18 protein-coding genes and 1 tRNA gene are annotated in these 21,183 nt (G+C 69.7%); 5 read left to right on the top strand and 14 right to left on the bottom strand.

The genetic code is table 11. From position 1 onward, the window contains the following. Positions 1-115: 115 nt before the first annotated feature. Entirely contained in the window at positions 116-307 is a 192-nt protein-coding gene (locus GY170_RS02360) for a hypothetical protein (protein ID WP_163889609.1), read from the top strand. A gap of 687 nt (positions 308-994) precedes the next feature. Here GY170_RS02360 and GY170_RS18630 read toward each other — a convergent pair. The 3 genes from GY170_RS18630 to GY170_RS02345 all read right to left on the bottom strand — a co-directional run bounded on the left by GY170_RS18630 (position 995) and on the right by GY170_RS02345 (position 2,277). Beyond that, complete coding sequence (locus tag GY170_RS18630) at positions 995-1,246, bottom strand: hypothetical protein (protein ID WP_328799879.1); 252 nt, start codon at positions 1,244-1,246, stop codon at positions 995-997. Positions 1,247-1,357: 111 nt separating this feature from the next. Continuing rightward, entirely contained in the window at positions 1,358-2,056 is a 699-nt protein-coding gene (locus GY170_RS02350) for a type ISP restriction/modification enzyme (protein ID WP_163891111.1), read from the bottom strand. Positions 2,057-2,202: 146 nt separating this feature from the next. Next, positions 2,203-2,277, bottom strand: a tRNA-Phe gene (locus tag GY170_RS02345). A 211-nt stretch (positions 2,278-2,488) separates the two neighbouring features. Between GY170_RS02345 and GY170_RS02340 the strand changes: the two genes are divergently transcribed. Both GY170_RS02340 and GY170_RS02335 read left to right on the top strand, forming a co-directional pair. Next, positions 2,489-3,115, top strand: coding sequence for a TetR/AcrR family transcriptional regulator (locus GY170_RS02340; protein ID WP_163889608.1), 627 nt, complete (start codon positions 2,489-2,491; stop codon positions 3,113-3,115). Between the two features lie 143 nt (positions 3,116-3,258). Continuing rightward, positions 3,259-5,412: a DEAD/DEAH box helicase gene (locus tag GY170_RS02335; protein ID WP_163889606.1), complete on the top strand. Its 2,154-nt coding sequence runs from the start codon at positions 3,259-3,261 to the stop codon at positions 5,410-5,412. Between the two features lie 57 nt (positions 5,413-5,469). Here the strand turns inward: GY170_RS02335 and GY170_RS02330 are convergent, their stop codons facing one another. From GY170_RS02330 to GY170_RS02315, 4 genes are all read right to left on the bottom strand, one after another. Continuing rightward, complete coding sequence (locus GY170_RS02330; protein WP_163889604.1) at positions 5,470-6,885, bottom strand: homospermidine synthase; 1,416 nt, start codon at positions 6,883-6,885, stop codon at positions 5,470-5,472. Between the two features lie 671 nt (positions 6,886-7,556). Then, positions 7,557-8,906 carry a phosphoglucosamine mutase gene (gene glmM, locus GY170_RS02325; RefSeq protein ID WP_163889602.1) on the bottom strand — a complete coding sequence of 450 codons (1,350 nt, stop codon included), beginning with the start codon at positions 8,904-8,906 and terminating at the stop codon, positions 7,557-7,559. Beyond that, positions 8,900-9,895, bottom strand: a complete 996-nt coding sequence (gene folP / locus GY170_RS02320) for a dihydropteroate synthase (RefSeq protein ID WP_163889600.1) — start codon at positions 9,893-9,895, stop codon at positions 8,900-8,902. The genes glmM and folP overlap by 7 nt, the downstream gene beginning before the upstream one ends. Beyond that, positions 9,892-10,761 carry a dihydroneopterin aldolase gene (locus tag GY170_RS02315; RefSeq protein WP_163889598.1) on the bottom strand — a complete coding sequence of 290 codons (870 nt, stop codon included), beginning with the start codon at positions 10,759-10,761 and terminating at the stop codon, positions 9,892-9,894. Before GY170_RS02315 ends, folP begins: the two co-directional genes overlap by 4 nt. Before the next feature lie 1,022 nt (positions 10,762-11,783). On the opposite strand from GY170_RS02315, the gene GY170_RS02310 reads away from it, so the two are divergent. Both GY170_RS02310 and rpoH read left to right on the top strand, forming a co-directional pair. Continuing rightward, positions 11,784-12,227: a winged helix-turn-helix transcriptional regulator gene (locus GY170_RS02310; protein ID WP_163889596.1), complete on the top strand. Its 444-nt coding sequence runs from the start codon at positions 11,784-11,786 to the stop codon at positions 12,225-12,227. A gap of 136 nt (positions 12,228-12,363) precedes the next feature. Further along, positions 12,364-13,260 (top strand): RNA polymerase sigma factor RpoH, encoded by an 897-nt coding sequence (rpoH, locus tag GY170_RS02305; protein WP_163889594.1) that lies wholly within the window; start codon positions 12,364-12,366, stop codon positions 13,258-13,260. Between the two features lie 145 nt (positions 13,261-13,405). On the opposite strand, the gene ureG is transcribed toward rpoH, so the two are convergent. The 7 genes from ureG to GY170_RS02270 all read right to left on the bottom strand — a co-directional run bounded on the left by ureG (position 13,406) and on the right by GY170_RS02270 (position 21,123). Continuing rightward, a complete protein-coding gene (ureG, locus tag GY170_RS02300) occupies positions 13,406-14,059 on the bottom strand; it encodes an urease accessory protein UreG (RefSeq protein WP_268960215.1) in 654 nt (217 codons plus the stop codon). 31 nt (positions 14,060-14,090) lie between these two features. Beyond that, positions 14,091-14,726, bottom strand: coding sequence for an urease accessory protein UreF (locus GY170_RS02295; protein ID WP_163889592.1), 636 nt, complete (start codon positions 14,724-14,726; stop codon positions 14,091-14,093). Next, positions 14,716-15,246 (bottom strand): urease accessory protein UreE, encoded by a 531-nt coding sequence (locus tag GY170_RS02290; protein WP_163889590.1) that lies wholly within the window; start codon positions 15,244-15,246, stop codon positions 14,716-14,718. Before GY170_RS02290 ends, GY170_RS02295 begins: the two co-directional genes overlap by 11 nt. 403 nt (positions 15,247-15,649) lie before the next feature. Beyond that, positions 15,650-16,492, bottom strand: a complete 843-nt coding sequence (locus GY170_RS02285) for a fumarylacetoacetate hydrolase family protein (protein ID WP_163889588.1) — start codon at positions 16,490-16,492, stop codon at positions 15,650-15,652. 175 nt (positions 16,493-16,667) lie between these two features. Next, positions 16,668-18,584, bottom strand: a complete 1,917-nt coding sequence (locus GY170_RS02280) for an acyl-CoA synthetase (RefSeq protein ID WP_163889586.1) — start codon at positions 18,582-18,584, stop codon at positions 16,668-16,670. A 112-nt stretch (positions 18,585-18,696) separates the two neighbouring features. Then, positions 18,697-19,281, bottom strand: a complete 585-nt coding sequence (locus tag GY170_RS02275; protein ID WP_163889585.1) for an MOSC domain-containing protein — start codon at positions 19,279-19,281, stop codon at positions 18,697-18,699. Positions 19,282-19,332: 51 nt separating this feature from the next. Next, on the bottom strand, positions 19,333-21,123 hold the full coding sequence (locus GY170_RS02270; RefSeq protein WP_163889583.1) for an ABC transporter transmembrane domain-containing protein: 1,791 nt from the start codon (positions 21,121-21,123) through the stop codon (positions 19,333-19,335). Positions 21,124-21,183: the final 60 nt, after the last annotated feature.

Raw genomic sequence — 21,183 nt, 5'->3', positions numbered from 1 at the left:
GCGGTCGTGAGCATGATCGGGTTGCGGACGAGCTGGCGCGGGTCAAGCTTGAGGACGCCCCCAGAGGGCCAGACCACTAGGTCGCCGGAGAAGATGGAGCAGCTGTTGCGTCTTCGTGGCCAGTGGATGCGACATACCAGTATGGACCTGCGCACTAACCTCCGGCACCATCCGGCTCGACACCGGCCCCCTGCACCACGAGGCTCGGGCACTCTACCACGCCGCTGGCTTCACCGGGCGCGGACCCTATGTCGAGATGCCGCCCGAGCTTGCGGCGGGTCTGGTCTTCATGGAGCGGCGGGTCTGATTCCCTTCGCGCTACCGGAGGGCTGCCGAGGAACAAATTAGGAAATTCGTTTAGTCCGCAGGGTTCGAGCGAACGCGTCGGGCTGCACACCGACCGTCTGGCGGCCGTCACGGCCTATGGTTCCAAAGAAATGCTCGGCTGGCCGGATGCGCGAGCTGGCTCGCGGAATGTGGGAGAATCGTGGCAGCAGAACGCGGCTGAATGCCGAGCAGATCTTTTGAAGCCTGGTAGAGGCAGAATCTTTCGCGGGGCAGTGCCGGGCACAAAGCGCATCCCCATGGCCGATTGGCAAATTTCCTAGGACTTCGCTAGCGGGATGGGCGGCCGACCGCCATTCCTCAAGAGATAAGCGCGTGCCCAGACTGCTCGACGAGGCATCGGCGAAGCGCCTGGATGGTAGCCAAAGATGGCGGCGGGTCGGCGCCACATGTCAAGTCGCGCAGAAAGCTCAGCCAAGCCAGCTCATTGGGCGTTGGCGAGGTAAGGTCGGTAGGGCGAAATTGGAAAAAATTCGTGCATCGATCATCTTCGTTCATCGACTTATTTCCCGAAGATTGCGCGCAGCGCCGAACGGTGCCGAGTGGTCATTGCCGGGTCCGTGTGCCCGCTGGCATCACGGATCTCCTCGATCCAATTCGCTTCGTTGCGAGAAACGATGGCACTGAAGATCTCATCGATAGCCTTCGTCTAGGTTTCGAAGCCGTCCTGCTCGAGAGCGAGACGAAAGAGATAGCGCGGATCAACCTCCAGCGCGGCGGCGAGCATCGGGACGCGATCGAGGGCAAGTTTGGCCGAGCCTTGCTTTATCATCGTGACCATATTGGCGTTTACGAATCCTGCGTCACGGGCGATCTCGGCCTGAGATTTCTTGGGGCGCAATTCCAGCACGCGAATGGTGAGGAATTTGGCCAGGCGAGACTCTGAGTAGGGCTTCGACATATCTGGGGTCCATCATTGTCGCAGAAGAGCTTTGATGCTTGTTCTATAGCTGCGGCAACGATGGGAATGAGTTGGGTCTTTGCACCGCTCAAAGCGCCTGATGCGCTGCCATCACTCACCTAGCTCGAGGTCCGGCAGCGCGCTGACGATCTTCATCGTCTCGAGGCTCACGGTTGTCACGCGGCGGAAGAGGTCCAGCGGGTAGGCCGGGTCGCCCATGGTCTCGTTGGCGTAGTCGTTCGCGTCATTGACGATACCGCTGGCCTTGTCGGTCTTGACCACCTGGCGCTCCATCACCCATTCCAGCGCGGGCTTACCGTTGACGACGTAGTCGTAGGCCTCCGGCGGGATATCGGTCACGGTGATGTTGGCGTTGTAGATCACCGTTGTCTTGTCGGTGTCGCCGCGCTTGCCGCCGAACTTCATCTTGGTCACGCGGTAGAAGGCCTTGGGGTCGTCGATCTTCCACAGCGCGGGCGTGCCCTGCTTGTAGGTGACGGGGTATGGCTCCACCGTTTCGTAGTTCACATGCAGGTCGCCGAGGCGCCGTCCGGCGTCGGAGAAGGCGCGGAAATCGGCGTAGGTCTTCACGGCCGGAATACGCGCGAGGTTTTTGTAGAGGCTTTCAGCATACTTCTCTCGATAATCGTTTGAGTGAAGAAGCCCATACACATAGTAGAAGATATCCTCTCTACTGAGCTCACAATTCGGAAATGCAGACTTGAAGTGCTTCAACGCATCATCCGTGACACCTTGGGTCGACCCTCGACGTTCGTCGAATGAAGAGAATAGATCAACCTCAGAATTGATTTCACGCCCTGACCTGCGAGCACGAGCATTGCCGTCATCCGCCTGTGCCAGAGAAGGAATGATATCCCGGTGTTATCCCAACCGCCGGGACAACAGCCGTCATAGGCGGCTGCTAGAGTGTTTCCTATATTCTTTAGGAGCTTATGTGGTGCCCGGGGGCGGAATCGAACCACCGACACGAGGATTTTCAATCCACTGCTCTACCCCTGAGCTACCCAGGCACCGGGTGGAGCGGCTGGCCGCTCCGGGTGGGTGGGTTCTTAGAAGAGTGGCGAGGGGCTGTCCAGCGGGTTTTGGGGGCCTCATGCACCCCCTGCGACGCAGCGTCGCCGAACGCCACCGCGCGATGACGGAACTGCGCGTTGCACGGGCGCGGGGGCTCCAGTATTCAGGTCCGACGTGTGTTGCCGTGTGCAGTGAGATCGGCCTGAAATGACAAGTGCCCGGAAGTTTTACCGGCGGCCCGACGCCAGGCCGGACGAGATTCTTGACGCCGCCCTGACCCTCTTCCTCGAAGACGGGTTCCAGGGTACCCGGGTGTCGGACATCGCCGCGCGGGCGGGCATCTCCAAGGGGGCGGTGTACCTCTACTTCCCGTCGAAAGAGGCGCTGCTCCTCGCCATCGTGCGCCGCCGGATCGAGCCGGTGATCGACCGGATCCTCGTCATCATGACGGAGGCGAGGGGCGATCCCCGCCCCACCCTGCAAGAGATCGTTCGCGTCATGGTGGAGGACCTCTACGGAGACGATTCCGTCCGCGTCCCCCTGCTTTTGATGCGCGAGGCGCCGATGTCTCCGAAGGTGAGCGAGATCTACCATGACCAGATCGTCACCCGCGCCATCCCGGCGCTGCGCGAGCTCCTCCGCCGCGGGATGGAGCAGGGCTACATCCGGAAGGTGGACCCGCAGCTGACGATCAACTCCATCGTCGGGCCGCTGCTGATGCACTTCACCATGGGCAGCTTCCTCAAGCTGCCGATGGAGAATGGCGGCATCGAGGCGCTGCTGGAGAACCACCTCACCATCCTCATGGCCGGGCTCGCCCCCGAGGCGCGATAAAGACAGCGCCGCCCGGCGATTTCCCCAGACTCCATTTCCCGGTATACACGGGCGCGGTATCGCGATAGACGGCCGCGCCCTGCCGTTCTCTCGACGGCCCGCGACGCGCCGCGTCGTTCGCAGCATCCAGATCGGCTTTCCAGATGATCCAGACCCTCTCCGATGCGCTCGCCGAGCGCGGATACCACACCCTGACGCCCGTGCAGGAGGCCGTGACCGCCGAGGATCTGGGCGGCGCCGACCTCCTCGTCTCGGCGCAGACGGGCTCTGGCAAGACCGTCGGCTTCGGCCTCGCCATCGCCCGCACGCTCCTCGGCGACGCGGAGACCTTCGGGCCCGCCTCCGCACCGCTGGCGCTCGTCGTCGCACCGACGCGGGAGCTGGCCTTCCAGGTCACGCGTGAGCTCGGCTGGCTCTATGCCAAGGCCGGCGCGCAGGTGGCCTCCTGTGTCGGCGGGATGGACATGCGCGACGAGCGGCGGGCGCTGGAGCGGGGCGCGCATATCGTCGTCGGCACGCCCGGGCGCCTGCGCGACCACATCCAGCGCGGCTCGCTCGACATGGGGTCCCTGCGCGCCATCGTCCTCGACGAGGCGGACGAGATGCTCGACCTCGGCTTCCGGGAGGATCTGGAATACATGCTCGGCGAGGCGCCGCCCGAGCGGCGCACGCTGATGTTCTCGGCCACCGTGCCGCCGATGATCGTCACCCTCGCCCAGCATTACCAGCGCGACGCCGTCCGCGTGACGACGCTCTCCGATCGCAGCCAGCACGCCGACATCTCCTACCAGGCCCTCCGCGTCGCCGCGCAGGATGCCGAGAACGCCATCATCAACGTCCTGCGCTACCACGAGGCGCAGAACGCCATCGTCTTCGCCAACACCCGCGCCACCGTCAGCCGCCTGACGGCGCGCTTCGCCAACCGCGGCTTCGCCGTCGTCTCCCTCTCCGGTGAACTCAGCCAGACCGAGCGGAGCCACGCGCTGCAGGCGATGCGCGACGGCCGGGCACGGGTCTGCGTGGCGACCGATGTCGCGGCGCGGGGGATCGACCTGCCGAACCTCGAGCTGGTCATCCATGCCGAGCTGCCGTCGAACGCCGAGGGCCTGCTGCACCGCTCGGGCCGCACGGGCCGCGCCGGGCGCAAGGGCATGTCCGCGCTGGTGGTGCCGCCGAAGGTGGTCAAGCGCGCCGAGCGCCTCCTGAAGACCGCCCGCGTCACCGCCGAGTGGACGACCGCCCCCGACGCCGACGAGATCCTGCGCCGCGACGAGGAGCGTCTGCTGGGCGATCCCGACTGGGACGCCGAGATCACCGAGAACGAGGCGGATTTCGCCCGGCGCCTCGTCGCCGAGCGCTCGCCGGAGGCCATCGCCGCCGCCTATCTGCGCCTCTACCGCACCAAGCATTCCGCGCCGGAGGAGCTCGCCTCCCCCGATGCACGCCCCGCCCCGCGCGAGCGGGCGCCCTTCGGACCGAGCGCCTGGGTGGCGCTGTCGGTCGGCCGCAACGAGGGCGCCGAGCCGCGCTGGCTGCTGCCGCTCCTCTGCCGTGCCGGCGGGCTGGACAAGGATGCCATCGGCGCGATCCGCGTGCAGGCGACCGAGACCTTCGTGGAGCTGACGGAGGCGAGCGCCCCCGGCTTCCTGTCGAGGCTCGGCGCCGGCGGCACGCTGGAGGAGGGCGTCACCGCCCGCCTCCTCGACGCCGCCCCGGACACGAGCCACTCGCGCCCCGCCTCCCCCTCCGCGGAGCGTCGCCCGCCCCCGGCCGAGCGCCGCGGCCCCCCGCCGGAGCGCCGCGCTCCGCCGCCGTCCGAGCGCCCCGCGCCCGCCGCGCCGAAAGCCGATGCCCCCGCGCCGGCCCCGGCCCAGCGCCATGAGCCGGCGGGCGAGCGGCCGAAGAAGGCCCCCTACAAGCCCCGCGACACGGCGCCGGAGCGCAAGCCCGGCAAGCCCGGCAAGCCGAAGGATGCTGGCCCCGGCGCCGGCAAAGGCAAGTTCGAGAAGCGCAGCGGCCCGCCCGGCAAACCGGGCAAGCCCGGCGGCGCCAAACCCGGTGGCTCGAAGCCCGGCGGCTCCAAACCCGGCGCCCCCAGGCCCGGCGGCCCGTCGGGCAAGCCCGCGGGCGGCGCCCCGGGCAAGCGGCGTGGCCCGGCCCCCTCGGGCAGCTCCGCCTCCGACACGTCGAAGCGCTTCGTCCCGCCGAAGGGCGCGGCGGGCGGCAAGCCCCGCAAGGGCCCGGCCGACAAGCGCGGCGAGGGCGGACACCAGCGCCCGACGCGCCCGAAGCGCTAGGCCGCCGAAGGCCGGGCGCGGCGCCGGAGCCCCGGCGCCCGCCCGCTCAGCCGGCCCTCAGCTCGCCAGCACGTTGCGGAAGGACCAGGGCTCGCTCTCGTCGATATCCTCGGGGAACAGCTCCCAGCGGTTCTGGATCGGCGTCCAGTCGGTGTAATGCGCCTCCACCGGGCCGAGATACGGGCGCTGCACCTCGAGGCAGCGGGCGTGGTCCATCTCGTCGGTCTCCACGATGCCCGCCTCCGGGTTCTCCAGCGCCCAGACCATGCCGGCCAGCACGGCGCTCGTCACCTGCAGCCCCGTCGCGTTCTGATCCGGCGCCAGCCCCTTGGTCTCCTCGTTGGAGAGGCGTGAGCCGAACCACAGTGCGTTCTTCTCGTGCCCGAAGAGCAGCACCCCCAGCTCGTCGATCCCCTCCACGATCTCGTCGACGTCGAGGATCTCGTGGATGGTCTGGTTGACGCCAGAGCCGAACATCTCGTGCAGGCTCAGCACCGCGTCGTCGCAGGGGTGGTAGGCGTAATGGCAGGTGGGGCGGAACTCCGGCGCCCCCGGATCCCCCACCGTGTAATAGTCGGAGATGGAGACGGCCTCGTTATGCGTCACGAGATAGCCGAACTGCGGCCCCGGCGTCGGGCACCACGTGTGCACCCGGGTGATCGCGCCCGGGCGGTTGAGCCAGATGGCGGACTGGCAGCCCGTCTCGTAGCGGTGCCCGTTCTCGGGGAACCACGTCTCGTGCGTCCCCCAGCCCAGCTCCGCCGGCTGGAAGCCTTCGGCGATGAACCCCTCGACGGACCATGTGTTCACGAACGTCCCCCGCGGCCGCGGCGTCGCCCGCGCCTGCGTGTCCCGCTCGGCGATGTGCACGCCCTTGACCCCGAGGGACTGCATGAGCGCCGCCCAACCTTCCCGGTCCTCCGGCGGGGTGGCTTCGGCGCCGGTGTCCTTCGCCAGCGTCAGCAGCGCCTCCTTCACGAACCAGCTCACCATGCCGGGGTTGGCCCCGCAGCAGGAGACGGCGGTGGTGCCGCCCGGGTTCGCCGCCTTCTCGTCGCGCACCTTCTGGCGGAGCGCGTAGTTGGTACGCTCCGAATTGTCGGTCGTTTCGAAGTAGAAGCCCGCCCAGGGCTCGACCACGGTGTCGATGTAGAGCGCGCCGAGCTCCCGGCAGAGCTTCATGAGGTCGAGCGAGGAGGTATCGACGGAGAGGTTCACGCAGAAGCCGCCGTCCCTCAGCAGGTCGGTCAGCACGGCGCGGTAATTGTCCGGCGTCAGCGCCACGCCCATGTGCGGGATGCCGCGGCGGGCGAGCAGCGCCTGCCCCTCGGCGGAGGGCTCGATGACGATCAGCTTGTCCCGGTCGAACTCGAGATGCCGCTCGATCAGCGGCAGCGTGCCGCGCCCGATGGAGCCGTAGCCGATCAGGACCAGACGCCCCTCGATCCGGCCATAAGTGGGGTGCTCGCTCATGTCGCCCTCCGTCCAAGCATTGGGCGCGGGGGATAGGCGAGCGCGGCGGCCGGGTCAAACCCGGGGGTGGGGATGGGCGCTCCCTGAGTTGGGGGCTGGGCCCGTCCGTCGGCGCAGGAGCAAGGACCTGGCCCCCTATACCCTCCGGGACTGAAGCGGCCGGCCCTCCCTCCTCCCTCCGGGCAGAAGCTAGGCCTCAATGCCCCTTGGTGGGGGTCGGCAATCTCTCCGTCAGTGCAGGAACGGGGACTTTCTTCTCCCTGCCCCGGATAGGAGCGAATAGTCCTACCTGCTGCGCTTGCACAGGAGCAGGAAGCTGGACCCGCACTCTCCCCGACTGGGCAGGAGAGACTGGCTGACCCTGCCCTCCCCATCACCGTCATGAGAGGAGCAGCAGGACGGCCCTCCCTTCCGCCGCCGGTGCCAGACAGGAGGCCGGCCTGCCCTGCCCCGGTCTGTCCCAGAGCATGACGCTGGCCTCTCCGTCTCCGCGCAGGAGAGGGGCCCCCCTCCTCTCCCCTTCCGGGACAGGAGCGTACGGCCCTCCCGTTCCGCTTGGACAGGAGCGGCCGGCGAGACCTGTCCTACTCCCGGCAACGCAGGAGTGGCAGGCTGACCCTATCCTGTAGGAGCAGCCTTCCAGCCATGTCCCCCCAGCGAAGGCCCCGCCGTCAGCCGGCGGCGGCCTCCTGCACGGCGGCGACGATCTCGTCCACCACGTCGGCGAGGAGCACCTCGTCCTCCGCCTCGGCCATCACCCGGATCAGCGGCTCGGTGCCCGATTTGCGGATCACCAGCCGCCCCGAGCCGTTCAGCCGCGCCTCGCCGTCGGCGATGGCGGCGGAGACGCGCGGCATCTCCAGCGGCGCGGCCCCGGCGCCGTAGCGCACGTTCTTGAGCATCTGCGGCACCCGGGTGAACTGGCGGACGAGCTCGCTCGCCGGCTTGCCGCTCTCCACCATCGCCGCCAGCACCTGCAGCCCGGCCAGCAGGCCGTCGCCGGTGGTGGCGTAATCCGTCATCACGATGTGGCCCGATTGCTCCCCGCCGAGGTTGAAGCCCCCGGCCCGCATCGCCTCCACCACGTAGCGGTCGCCGACGCGCGTGCGGTGCAGGTTCAGCCCCCGCGCGGCGAGGAAGTGCTCCAGCCCGAGGTTCGACATCACCGTCGCCACCAGCGTGCCGCCGGCCAGACGCTCCGCCCCCGCCAGCCGTGCCGCCATCAGCGCCATCAGCTGGTCGCCATCCGCCTCCTCGCCGTTCTCGTCGAGGATGATCACCCGGTCGGCGTCGCCATCGAGGCAGATGCCGATGTCGGCGCCGTGGCTCACCACCGTCTCCGCCGCCGTCCGCGTGTGGGTGCTCCCCACCCTGTCGTTGATGTTGAAGCCGTCGGGCCGGGTGCCGACCTCGATCACGGTCGCCCCCAGCTCCCACAGCACCTCGGGGGCCACCTTGTAGGCGGCGCCGTTGGCGCAATCGATCACCACCTTCAGCCCCGTCAGCCGCAGCCCCGGCGGGAAGGTGCTCTTCAGCCGCTCGGCATAGCGGAAGCGGCCGTCGTCGATCCGCTTCGCGCGGCCGATGTTGTTCGCCTGCGCCGGCTCCACCTCGCTCGCCACCAGCGCCTCGATCTCCGCCTCGGCGGCGTCGTTCAGCTTGAACCCGTCGGGCCCGAAGAACTTGATGCCGTTGTCCTGATGCGGGTTGTGCGACGCGGAGATCATGATCCCCACATCGGCGCGGATGGAGGTCGTCAGCATCCCGACAGCCGGCGTCGGCACCGGCCCGAGGAGGAAGACGTTCATCCCCGTTGACGTCAGCCCCGCCGTCAGCGCGTTCTCGAACATGTAGCCCGAGAGCCGCGTGTCCTTGCCGATCACCACCCTGTGGCCGTTCGACCCATCGTTGCGGAAGTATCGCCCCGCCGCCGCGCCGATCTTCAGCGCCATCTCCGCGGTCATCGGCCACGTGTTGGCCGTCCCGCGTACCCCGTCGGTTCCGAAAAGCTGCCTCACCATGTCTCTGCCTCTATCAGGGCCGTCTGTAGCCGCAGCCCCTGTTGTGTTTGCCGGGTGTCGTGGACCCGGATGATCTGCACCCCCGCCCGCGCCCCTGCCAGGGCGACGGCGAGCGAGCCGCCCAGCCTGTCCTCCGCCTCCGGCGCCTCGCCGATCGTGCCGATGAAGCGCTTGCGCGAGGCCCCGAGGAGGAGGGCCGTGCCGAGATCATGGTATAACGGCAGATGGGCGAGCAGCTTCAAGTTATGTTGCAGGGTCTTACCGAAGCCGATGCCGGGATCGGCAATGATCCGCCCGCGCGGGATGCCGTGGCTCTCCGCCAGCGCGATCCGCTCGGCGAGGTGGTCGAAGACCTCCGCCACCACGTCCTCGTACTGCGCCTGCCCCTGCATGGTCGCCGGGTCGGCGACGGAGTGCATCAGGCAGACGGGGCAGCCCGCCTCCGCCACCACCGCCGGCATCTCGGCATCGAAGCGGAAGGCGGAGACATCGTTGACCATGTCGGCCCCCGCCTCCAGCGCCGCCGCCGCCACCTCGGCCTTGCGGGTGTCGATGGAGATGGGCGTGGCGATCCCCGCCTCGCGGATGGCGCGGATCACCGGCGCGGTGCGCGCGATCTCCTCGGCGCGGGAGACCTCCTCGGCCCCCGGCCGCGTGCTCTCTCCGCCGATGTCGAGGATATCCACCTCGCCCGCCATCTCCCGCGCCCGCGCCAGCGCCGTCTCCAGCGTCGCGTGCCGCCCGCCGTCGGAGAAGCTGTCGGGCGTGACGTTGAGGATGCCCATCAGCCGCGGCCGGTCGAGGCTCAGCCCGCAGACATCTGCCCGCAGGCCGGTCAGCCGCGCCCGCTCCTCGGGGCCCAGCTCCGTGGCAGGACGCCGAGCGCCGTCCCACTCCTGCACCTCGTCGAACCACAGGCCATCCAGCCCGGCGAGCGGCAGCGCCCCCTCCGGAGCCCGCCCGGTGCGCGGCAGCGGCGCGCGCCTCACAGCGGCACCTCGCGCGCCGGCACCAGCGTCACCGGCACCGGCGCGCCGAGGCTGACGAGCTCCGCCGCGCCCATGTGATCGGCCAGCCACGCGGCCAGCGTCGCGGCGTCGATCTCCTCCGGCGCCGAGGGGCTGTTCAGCACCAGCCGGGAGGGGAGCCAGATCCCCGTCTGCCCGTTGCGCAGGCCCCAGTCGAGCTCCGTCCGGCTGGAGACGGGCACCAGCTCCGGCAGCCTCCCGTGCAGCGCCCAGGCCGCCTGCTCCATCGCCAGAAGCCCGATCCGCCGCGCCGCCTCCGCCTCCTCCGCCGCCGGCAGCGGCAGGTCCGCCGGCCCGACGACGAGGATCAGCGGCAGGTCCGTCAGCCCCGCCAGCACCTCGCCCAGCCCCGGCGCCCGCGCGAGCGGCCCCGGCAGCAGCACGACTCGATGGGCGGGGATCTCCGCCTCGCCCGCCGCCTCGCCTTTCTCGCGCACGATCTCGACGCCGAGCGCGTAGGGCCCGCGGTCGAGCTTCTGGATCCGCAGGATCACCCGCGCCGCCAGCGGCTCGGCGAGGATGCGCGCGGCGATGGCCTCGGCGAGGCTCTCCAGCAGGTCGTGGCGCGCGGCGGAGAGCTCCGCCCCGATGGCCTCGGTGATCCTGTCGTAGGAGAGGATGGCGTCGACATCGTCCCCCGCCGCCTGCGCCGCCACCTCGACGACCGCGTCGAACTGCAGCCCCTGCCGCAGCCCCCGCTCCGCCTGGAAGGCGCCGATCTCCGCCTCCAGCCGGTAATCGCGGACAGAGATCCGGTCCGCTAACCCCTCCAGCGCCCGCGTGCGCCCCTCGGGATGGCCGAACGCCTCGGCGATATCGTCACTCATGTCGCTGCTCCTTTGATGGCCGGGTCTGTGGTTCGGCGAAGCCCGGGCGCCCTCCGTCTATGGCACATAGAGCGCCCCGCCCCGCCTCGCTCATCCCGTAGGGTGGGTTTCCAACCCACCGCACCCGCTCGCCGGTAGGGCGCGGCGCCCGCCACACCCGGCCCGCCACAAGCACCACCGTCACACGCCGGCCCGTGGGGTGGCGCTCCAACGGCGCCTCCGGTGCGCTTTATGCCCGCCAAACTCCTCCCCGGCCAAAGCGAAGCACCCAGCCCAGCCACAGCGCCAGCCCGCCGGGACGGGCCGGCGCTCGCGCGGCGCCTGCGGCTTGATTCCGCGCGTGGGGAAAGAGCGGAGAGGTCTCCCTCAAGGCCCCCGGGGCAAGGTGGGTTACAAACCCACCCTACGAACCGCCCAATCGTAGGGCGGGCTTCCAACCCACTGCCCCCCGCCCGCAGATGGAGCGCGACGCCCGCCACACCCGGCCCGCCAAATGCACCACCCTCACACGCCGGCCCGTGGGCTAGCGCTCCGACCTCGCCTCCTATGCACTTTATCCCCGCCAAGCCCCTCCTCGCTCCGATCGAGGCACCCAGCCCAGCCAGAGCGCCAGCCCGCCGGGACGGGCCGGCGCTCGCGCGGCGCCTGCGGCTTGATTCCGCGCGGGGGGAAACAGCGGCGATGTCCGCCCATCCCCCTAACTCCGCTAGGTCCCCTGTGCTCCCGTCCCTCACGCCGCCTCTCCCTCTCCCGTTGCTCCGGCGTAGAACGGCGCCGCCGGCTCCGCAACGGATCGGAGGCCCCTCCGGCCCCTCTCTCCGGCGGTGCACGTCCGGTGCACACTCCGTGCACGGGCGGTGACCGCCAAATCCGCACCGCTCTGGCACACTGGTCCCTGGGGCCCATCCGAGCCCCGAACCTCCGCCCGCTCCGTTAACCGATATTTTTCTCATACCGGTCTTGAAAGATAACCGGTAGGCATCCCATATCGGTCTCGAGAGACAGAAAGTGAGTGCTGCCCCATGCCCGTGACGCATCGATCCGACTGCCCCATCAACCTCGCCGTCGAGGTGATCGGCGATCGTTGGACGCTGCTCGTCCTGCGGGACATCATGTTCGGCGGGCGCCAGCACTTCCGCGCGCTGCTCGAAGGGTCGGAGGAGGGCATCTCCCCCTCCGTCCTCGCCGAACGCCTGCAAAGGCTGACGACGGCGGGCATCCTGCGCCGTGAATGCTGCGCGACCCACCGCCAGAAGGGCTACTTCCGCCTGACAGAGGCGGGGGCGGACCTTGTTCCCGTCATCGCCGCCATCGGCGCCTGGGGCGCCCGCCACCGCGGCGCCGATCCGGCGCAGTGCGACAAGGTGCTGCAGCTGGAGAGCGGCGGAGCCGAAGGGTGCCGCGCGTTCAAGGCCCGGTTGCTGGCAGATCACCCCTCCGCCCCGCCGCAGGAGGCGAAGACATGAGACAGAGCATGACCACCGCCGGGCCATGTCGGCCCGGCAAGGAATTCTTCACATTTCGGGCGCATCCAGACCTTGAACGGCTGGCTTCCGCCCCCAGATCGAATGTTAATACGATAAACATCAGGGACGTCGTCACGTGAGCACCTACGCCAACCTCCCGGCCCCGTCGCCCGAACAGGGGCTGAACCGCTACCTTCAGGAGATCCGGAAGTTCCCGCTTCTGGAACCGGAGGAAGAGTACATGCTGGCCAAGCGCTGGGTGGATCATGAAGACACCCAGGCCGCGCACAGGATGGTCACCTCCCACCTGCGCCTCGCCGCCAAGATCGCCATGGGCTATCGCGGCTATGGCCTGCCGCAGGCCGAGGTCATCTCCGAAGCCAACGTCGGCCTCATGCAGGCGGTGAAGCGATTCGACCCCGAGAAGGGCTTCCGCCTCGCCACCTACGCGATGTGGTGGATTCGCGCCTCGATCCAGGAATACATCCTGCGGTCGTGGAGCCTCGTGAAACTCGGCACCACCTCCGGCCAGAAGAAGCTGTTCTTCAACCTGCGCAAGGCGAAAGCCCGCATCGGCGCGCTGGAGGAAGGCGATTTGCGGCCCGAGAACGTCTCCCAGATCGCCCACGATCTCGGCGTGACGGAGCAGGAGGTCGTCTCCATGAACCGGCGCATGTCAGGCAGCGACGCCTCCCTCAACGCCATGGTCGGCACTGAGGGCGACAGCGCCACGCAATGGCAGGACTGGCTGGAGGACGAGGACGCCGACCAGGCCGAGGATTACGCCGAGCGCAACGAGCTTCAGGCGCGGCGGGAGATGCTGGGCCAGGCGATGGACGTGCTCAACGAGCGCGAGCGCGACATCCTCATGCAGCGCCGCCTCTCCGACGAGCAGGTGACGCTCGAGGACCTCTCCGGCCGCTACGGCGTCAGCCGTGAGCGCATCCGTCAGATCGAGGTGCGGGCATTCGAGAAGCTGCAGAACCGGATGCAGGAACTGGCCCGCGACAAGGGGATGCTGGAGGAGGCGTGATCGCCTCGGCCGGCCCTGCGTGGGGGCTCTGCCCCCACACCCCCGCGGTATTTTTGGCCAGATGAAAGAGGGATCCCGGAGCGGCGCGCGCCGCTGTGACCGGGGTCCCTCTTTTGCCTGCGGGGAGAGGCGGGCCGGGCGCTGGTCAGAGGCCGCCGAGATCCTCGACCAGCCGCACCACCTCCGCCACGCCGTCGCCCTGTCTCAGGGCGGCGAAGACATAGGGGCGGCCGCCGCGCATCGCCTCCGTGTCCGCGCGCATCCGCTCCAGCGAAACGCCGACATGGGGGGCGAGGTCCGTCTTGTTGACGACGAGGATGTCGGAGCGGGTCAGCGCCGGGCCGCCCTTGCGGGGGATGTCCTCGCCGGCGGCGGTGTCAATCACGTAGATCGTCAGGTCCGCCAGCTCGGGCGAGAAGGTGGCGGAGAGGTTGTCGCCGCCGGATTCGATGATCACGAGGTCCAGCGCCGGGAACTTGCCCCTGAGCTCGGCGATGGCGGCGAGATTGATCGAGGCATCCTCGCGGATCGCCGTATGCGGGCAGCCCCCCGTCTCCACCCCCACGACCCGCTCGGCGGGCAGGATCTGCTGGCGCATCAGCGCCTCGGCATCCTCGCGCGTGTAGATGTCATTGGTGATGACGGCGAGGTCGAAGCGCTCCTTCAGGGCCTTGGCGAGCGCGGCGGTGAGGGTCGTCTTGCCGGCGCCGACGGGGCCGCCGATGCCGAGCTTGAGGGGGCCATTGGGGGAAGGCATCAGTCTCTCCTGCGTCTGGCGGCGGGACGGGCGGGGCGCGATATCCGGGGGGCCCGGCGCTTCCGTCCGGCTGTCACGATCTGAACATCCGGGGTGCCAGCACCTCGTGGCGGAGGCTGGCGACGTCGGCGGCGAAGGCGGCGGTGCCGAGATCGGCGAGCCCCTGCCCCGCCGTCTCCTCCGCCAGCCGGGCGCAGAGGGGGGCGAGGCGCTCCATGATGCCGGCGCCGGCCGTCTGGCCGAGCGGCATCAGGCGCAGCGCCGCCTGCACCATGTTCGACATCTGCGCCTGCAGGAACAGTGCGCAGGCGGGCACCGCCGGCAGGCCGGCGAGCCGGGCGGCGCGGCCGACGGCGAGCGGATAGGGCATGTCGGGCAGGTCCAGCCCGGCGGAGGCACGGGTGGTGGCGGCGAAGGCGGCGCCCTGCTGGAGCGTCTCCGCCAGCCGCTCGGCGCCAAGCGCCATGGCCGCGGCCCGCTCGGCCAGCGAGGGCAGCGCCTCGGGCGGGGCGGCGTGGGCGAGGTGGAGGAAGAGGGCGTCGGTGCGGGGCGCGCCATGGCAGAGGAGGCCGGAGAGCCACGCCTCCAGCCCCGCTTTGTCCAGCCCGGCGGCCACAGCGCTCTCCAGCCCGGCGGAGAAGTTGAAGCCGCCAGTGGGATAGCCGGGGGAGAGCCAGCGGGAGAGGGTGAGCAGCGCCTCAGCCTGCATGGGAGGGGTCGTGGGGATGGTCGTGCGCGTCGGCCGGCCCGTGATCATGATCGTGATCGTGATCGTGGCCGTGCGAGTGGCCCATCACCTGCCCGGCCCCGTAGGCGCCGCCTTCCGGTGTGAAGGGCCCGGTGAGGGCGGTCAGGTGGGCGCCGAGCCCTTCCAGCATCGCCCAGAGCACCCGGTCATGGCGCAGGACCAGCCGTCCCGGCTCGATCTGGCAGGGGGTGTGGCGGTTGCCGATATGCCAGGCGAGGCGTGCGAGCCCCTCCCCCTCCGCCGCCATCAGCGGCTCCTCCGCCGCTTCGATCACCACCAGCCGGCCGTCCTCCAGCCCCAGCGCGTCGCCGGCAGCGAGGCCGACCGTCTGCGGCAGGTCGATGAGGAGGCGGTGGCCAGCGACGGTCTCCACCCGCTTGCGGCGAAGGAGACGGTCCTCGTAGGCGAGGCGGAGGATGTCGGCCGTCTCGCCCTCGAAGGGCGGGTGCAGATGCGTGCGGGCGGGGGGCAGGTCGGTCATGTCCGGGAGAGGATGCCGGGCGGCGGGGGCGCCTGCAAGGGCCGGCGGAGCAGGCGGACTATGGTGAGGCGGGGGGCTGCCGGAAAAGGCGGCAGGCGGGAGGGCGGCGGGCTGGGTGGCCCCTCCGCTGGCAACCAAGCGCTCCGGTTGCAGGCGCAGGGCGGGCACCTGCCCGTGGGGTGGCGCTCCCACGGCGCCGCTGCGCCCTTTATGCCCGCAACACCCCTCCCCGCTCCGAGCGAAGCGCTAAGCCCCACCAGAACGCCAGCCCGCCGAGACGGGCAGGCGCTCGTCCTGCGCCTGTGGCGCGTACCGGGCGGGGGAAGGAGCGGCGGCGTTGGTGCCGCAAAGCACCAGCCAGTCACCGCCGGGCGAGAAACCCTCCCGGCAGCGCCCGTTGCTCTCAGTCCGGCACGCACTCCTGGCGTTGCTCGCCGAGGCCCTCGATGCCCAGCTCCATCACGTCGCCGGCCTTGAGATAGCGCGGCGGTTTCAGGCCCATGCCGACGCCGGGGGGCGTGCCGGTGGAAATGATGTCGCCCGGCTGCAGGCTCATGAACTGGCTGAGGTAGCTGATCAGGTGGCGCACGCCGTAGACCATAGTGCCGGTCGTGCCGTCCTGCACCGTCTCGCCGTTGACCTTCAGCCAGAGCGGCAGCGCCTGCGGGTCGGAGACCTCGTCGGCCGTCACCAGCCAGGGGCCGACGGGGCCGAAGGTGTCGCAGCTCTTGCCCTTCGTCCACTGGCCGGCGCGCTCCGTCTGGAAGGCGCGCTCGGAGACGTCGTTGGCCACGCAGTAGCCGGCGACATGATCCATCGCCTCCTCCTCGGAGACGTACTTGGCCGTCTTGCCGATGATCACGGCCAGCTCGACCTCCCAGTCCGTCTTCTCGGAGCCGCGGGGGATGCGCACCGCATCGTTCGGCCCGCAGATGGCGGAGCTGGCCTTCATGAAGATGATCGGCTCGGGCGGGACCTTCTGGCCCGTCTCGGCGGCGTGGTCGGAGTAATTGAGGCCGATGCAGATGAACTTGCCCGTGCCGGCGACCGGCGGGCCGAGGCGGGGCGAGCCCTCCACCAACGGCAGGGAGGAGACGTCGGCGCCGGCGATGCGGGCGAGGCCCTCGGGCGTCAGCGCGTCGCCGGACAGATCGGGGACGAGGCTGGAGATGTCGCGGATCTCGCCGTCCGGGCCGAGCATCCCGGGCTTCTCTGCCCCCGGCTCGCCATAACGCAGAAGTTTCATGGGCGTCTCCCTGTCATCAATCTGCTGCCGTCCTAGCCCAGCCCCGCCAATGATGCCAGACGTGCGAGGTCGCACCCGCCGGCCGCCGCGCGAGCTTGGGGCCGCGAATTCCATATGGAATTCGCAGGCGGAAACCATATGGTTTCCGTTCCCGGCGGCGCCGGCGCGCGCCCCCTCAGGCGGAGGCGCCCTCCTCGGGGGCGGCGGCCCAGTCCCACGGACGGGTGAAGCCGCCGAGGGCGCGATCGACATCCTCGTCCGTCGCCGTGCCGGTGGGGCGCAGCCGGGCGACGAGGCCGCGGCGGCGATCCTCCGTTACCGCGACGACCTCGGCGGCGACGTCGGCGCGGGCCAGGGCCTCGTTGTAGACACGGGTGATGGCGCGCTTGCGCAGGTCGGGCTTGAAGATCTTGCCCACCGCCGTCTTCGGCAGCTCGTCGAGGATCTCGAGGTGCTTGGGATAGGCTGCCCGCTCGTGCACCCGGGCCGTGGTGTGGGCGAGCAGCTCCTCCACCGTCACCTCGGCGCCGTCCACCAGCTCGACATAGGCGCAGGCCACCTCGCCGGAATGGGCATCCGGCTGGCCGATGGCGCCGGCCATGGCAACGGCGGGGTGGCTGGCCAGCGCCTCCTCGATCTCCGCCGGATCGATGTTGTGGCCGCCGCGGATGATGAGATCCTTGGCACGCCCGGTGATCCAGACGTAGCCCTGCTCGTCGATGCGCCCGAGGTCACCCGTGCGCAGGTACTGCGCCTCGGAGGTCGGGCCGGCGCGGTAGAGATCGACGTTCTTCGTCTCATCCATGTAGGTGTTGCCGCGCCAGACGCCGGGGTTGTCGACGCAGATCTCGCCCACATCCCCCACGGCCGTCTCCTCGCCGCTGTCGACGTCGAAGATCTTCACGTCGCAATGCGGGAAGGGCAGGCCGATGGAGCCGATCCGCTTCTCCCCCTCCGGCGGGTTGATGGAGACGAGGCAGGTCGCCTCCGTCAGGCCGTAGCCCTCGCAGATGGTCACGCCCGCCGCCTTCTCGAAGCGCTTGTAGAGCTCCCCCGGCAGGGGCGCCGAGCCGGAGAAGGCGAGGCGCAGTGACGAGATGTCGGCATTCACCGGCACCTGCATGAGCCGCGAGAAGGCCGTCGGCACGCCGATGACGAAGGTCACCTTGTGGCGCTCGATCATCTTCCAGAAATTGTCGTAGACCCCGTCACCGCGGAAGCCGGCAGGCGTCGGGAAGACGATCCGCGCGCCGGAGCCGATGGCCGAGCCCAGCGCCACGATGGCGGCGAAGACGTGGAACATCGGCAGCGGGCAGAGGATCACGTCCGTCGGCTTGAAGATCAGCCGGTCGCCGATCCAGCAATTGTAGACGATGCCGGAATAGCGCTGCCGGGCGATCTTCGGCATCCCCGTCGTGCCGCCGGTGTGGAAGTAGACGGCGACCCTGTCCCCCTTGGCATCGGGAAAGGTCAGGCTGCGGCTCTCGCGCGCCAGCTCGTGGTGGAAGTCGAGGACGCGGGCGGAGTGGTGCACCTCCCCCTTCGGACGGATGAAGGGCACGATCAGCTTCTTGATGCCGGAGATGTAGCGCAGGAGGTCCACCTCCAGCACCGTCTTGACGTTGGGCGCGTGGCGCACCGCCTCCGCCGCCTTCTGGGCGACGTCGGACTTGGGGAAGCTCTTGAGCGTCACCAGCACCTTGGCGCCCGTCTCGCGCAGGAGCGCGGCGATCTGGCTGGGGTCCAGCAGGGGGTTGATCGGGCTGACGATGCCGGCCACCTGCCCGCCGAGATAGGTGGTGATCACCTCGGTGCAGTTGGGCATCAGGTAGGCGACGACGTCATCCTCGCCGATGCCGAGCCGGCGGAACATGTTGGCGGCCTGCGCCGTCTGCCCCTTCAGCTCCGCCCAGGTGAGCGTCTCCTCCCTGGCGCCGGGATCGGCGAACATCTGGAAGGTGGTCGCCGGGCGGTCGGGGCAGCGGTCGGCCACCCGCCCGATCATGCCCCACATGGTCTTCGGCAGATCGCGCGCCTCCCAGTCCTGTTCGGCGGTGATCGACTGGATGTCCTCGATGGTCGCGAAAGTCATTGCAGTCCTCCCTGGCGGGCGCTCTTGCCGGCGCCCCTTGCCATCAGCATCGGCGCTGCCCGATCAATGGGCAAGGCCGTTACCCGCCGCGACGCAGCGGCGCTTCGCAGCGTCAGGGCAGCTTTCGGACCGTATCGCCCACTCTCACGCGGCCGTCCTTCGTCACCCGGGCGTAGATGCCGCGCAGGCGCATCTGCAGCCCGCGGCCGACATTGACCCAGACGCAGGCGTCGCGGCCGTAGCGGGCGATGAACTGATCGCAGCCCTTGTGCGGCTCGGGCGTCACCACGAGCTCCGCCTCACCGAGGGCGAAGCGGGTGCCGGGGGGCATGTTCGCCGGCGAGAGGTCGAGATCGAGGAACAGGTTGTCCCCCGCCGGCGCCCAGTTCTCCCGCGGGCCGGCGATGGCGGCGATGGCGCGGGAGGACATCATGCAGACCTGCACGTCGGGGTGCGGGTTGCCGGAGGCATCCTCCAGCCAGCAGCCGCGGGACCAGTGGTCGCCCGCCACGCCGAGCGCGGCTGAGAGCTCCACGCTCTGCGGCGTCTCCCGCTGGCCGGCGGCCGGACGCACCACGATCATCTCCAGCGCGCCGCCATCCTTCGGCGCGGCGGCGATGTGCTCGAGCGAGGCGTCCAGCTCGGCGCGGGTGCGGTGGCGGGTGTCGGCGGCGGCAGAGGGGGCGAGGTCATCCATGGGAGGCATGATGCCACCAGCCACGGCGCCGCGCGAGTCCGATGTTGGCGCCTACTCCGCCGCCATCCCTTCGGTGAACTGCAGGCGAGCGAGGCGGGCGTAGAGGCCGCCTTCGGCCACGAGGCTCTCGTGCGTGCCCTGGGCGACAATGCGGCCCTGATCGAAGACGAGGATGCGGTCGGCCTTCTTCACCGTGGCGAGGCGGTGGGCGACGATGAGCGTCGTGCGGCCCTCCGCCAGCTCCTCCACCGCGCGCTGGACGAGCTGCTCGCTCTCGGCATCGAGCGCGCTCGTGGCCTCGTCGAGCAGCATCACCGGGGCGTCGCGCAGGATGGCGCGGGCGATGGCGACGCGCTGCTTCTGCCCGCCGGAGAGCATGAGCCCGCGCTCGCCCACATAGGTGTCGTAGCCCTCGGGGAGTGTCCGCAGGAAGCTGTCGGCGGCGGCCGTGTTGGCGGCGGCCTCCACCTCGGCATCCGAGGCATCGGGGCGGCCGAAGCGGATGTTCTCGCGCGCCGTGTCGGCGAAGATCACCGGGTCCTGCGGGACGAGGGCGATGCGGCGGCGGAAGGCATCCCGCTCCATTTCACGCAGGTCGATCCCGTCGAGGAGGACGCGGCCCTCCTGCGGGTCGTAGAAGCGCAGGAGGAGCTGGATGATCGTCGACTTGCCGGCGCCGGAGGGGCCGACGAGCGCCACCGTCTCCCCCGGGTTGACGGTGAAGGAGACACCCTCCAGCGCCGCCTCCATCGGCCGGGAGGGGTAGTGGAAGCGCACGTTCTCGAAAGCGATGCGCCCCTCGGCCCTCTCGGGGAGCGGGCGGGGCTGGGCCGGCTCTGTCACCGCGTCGTCGGCGTGGAGAAGCTCGACCAGCCGCTCGGTGGCGCCGGCGGCGCGCTGCAGCTCGCCCCAGATCTCCGTCAGCGCGCCGACGGCGCCGGCGACCATGACAGTGTAGATCATGAACTGCACCAGCTCGCCGATGCTGATCTCTCCGGTGCGCACATCCGCCGCGCCCATCCAGAGGAAGCCGACGACCCCGGCGAAGGCGATGAAGATGACGATGGCCGTCATCACCGCCCGCCAGAGGATGCGGGTCTTCGCGGTGCCGTAGCTCTTTTCCGTCACGCGGGCGAACTTCGCCCGGCTGATTCCCTCATGCGTGAAGGCCTGCACCGTCTGCGAGGAGAGCAGCTGCTCGGAGGCATCGCCGGAGGAGGCGGCGATCCAGTCCTGGTTCTCGCGGGAGAGCTGCCGCACCCGCCGGCCGAGCACGATGATGGGGATGAAGATGACCGGAATGGGCCAGAGCACCATCAGCGTCATCTTCAGCGAAGTCACCAGCATCAGGGCGATGCCGCCGAGGAGGATGAGGATATTGCGCAGCGCCACGGAGACGGACTGGCCGATGACCGTGAGGATCAGCGTCGTGTCGGTGGTGATGCGGCTGAGCACCTCCCCCGTCATGATCCGCTCGAAGAAGGCGGGGGACATGCCGATCATCCGGTCGAAGACGGCCTTGCGGATATCGGCCACCACCCGCTCGCCGAGCCGGGTGACGAGGTAGTAGCGCAGCGCCGTGCCGACGGCGAGCAGCGCCGCCAGCGCGATGGCGGCGCCGAACCAGCCATCGGTCAGCGCGCCGGCGTCGAAGTTGTCGACGACCTGCCGCGCCGCGATGGGCAGCGCCAGGGAGATACCGGCGGTGAAGAGCAGCGCCAGCCCGGCCAGCGCGATCATGAGCTTGTAGGGGGCGAGGAAGGGGACGAGGGCCCCGAGGGCGCGGATGCGCTTCGAGGCGGGCCGCTCCGTCTCTAGCTGTCGCGGCTGCTGGTCTGCCATCTGTCCCCTCCCGGAAGGATGAGGGCTATCTAGTCAGCCGCGTGCGCAGGGACAACCTGC

The organism is Pseudoroseicyclus tamaricis (genome assembly GCF_012070395.1).
Classification (GTDB): Bacteria; Pseudomonadota; Alphaproteobacteria; order Rhodobacterales; family Rhodobacteraceae; genus Pseudoroseicyclus_A; species Pseudoroseicyclus_A tamaricis.
This window is presented reverse-complemented; position numbering and strand designations above follow the sequence as displayed.

Excerpts from the sequence above, each read along its gene's own strand:
- GY170_RS18630 (WP_328799879.1), bottom strand. The coding sequence starts at position 1,246 with ATGTCGAAGCCCTACTCAGAGTCTCGCCTGGCCAAATTCCTCACCATT.
- GY170_RS02340 (WP_163889608.1), top strand. The coding sequence starts at position 2,489 with ATGACAAGTGCCCGGAAGTTTTACCGGCGGCCCGACGCCAGGCCGGAC.
- GY170_RS02335 (WP_163889606.1), top strand. The coding sequence starts at position 3,259 with ATGATCCAGACCCTCTCCGATGCGCTCGCCGAGCGCGGATACCACACC.
- GY170_RS02330 (WP_163889604.1), bottom strand. The coding sequence starts at position 6,885 with ATGAGCGAGCACCCCACTTATGGCCGGATCGAGGGGCGTCTGGTCCTG.
- glmM (WP_163889602.1), bottom strand. The coding sequence starts at position 8,906 with ATGGTGAGGCAGCTTTTCGGAACCGACGGGGTACGCGGGACGGCCAAC.
- GY170_RS02315 (WP_163889598.1), bottom strand. The coding sequence starts at position 10,761 with ATGAGTGACGATATCGCCGAGGCGTTCGGCCATCCCGAGGGGCGCACG.
- GY170_RS02310 (WP_163889596.1), top strand. The coding sequence starts at position 11,784 with ATGCCCGTGACGCATCGATCCGACTGCCCCATCAACCTCGCCGTCGAG.
- GY170_RS02295 (WP_163889592.1), bottom strand. The coding sequence starts at position 14,726 with ATGCAGGCTGAGGCGCTGCTCACCCTCTCCCGCTGGCTCTCCCCCGGC.
- GY170_RS02290 (WP_163889590.1), bottom strand. The coding sequence starts at position 15,246 with ATGACCGACCTGCCCCCCGCCCGCACGCATCTGCACCCGCCCTTCGAG.
- GY170_RS02285 (WP_163889588.1), bottom strand. The coding sequence starts at position 16,492 with ATGAAACTTCTGCGTTATGGCGAGCCGGGGGCAGAGAAGCCCGGGATG.
- GY170_RS02280 (WP_163889586.1), bottom strand. The coding sequence starts at position 18,584 with ATGACTTTCGCGACCATCGAGGACATCCAGTCGATCACCGCCGAACAG.
- GY170_RS02275 (WP_163889585.1), bottom strand. The coding sequence starts at position 19,281 with ATGGATGACCTCGCCCCCTCTGCCGCCGCCGACACCCGCCACCGCACC.
- GY170_RS02270 (WP_163889583.1), bottom strand. The coding sequence starts at position 21,123 with ATGGCAGACCAGCAGCCGCGACAGCTAGAGACGGAGCGGCCCGCCTCG.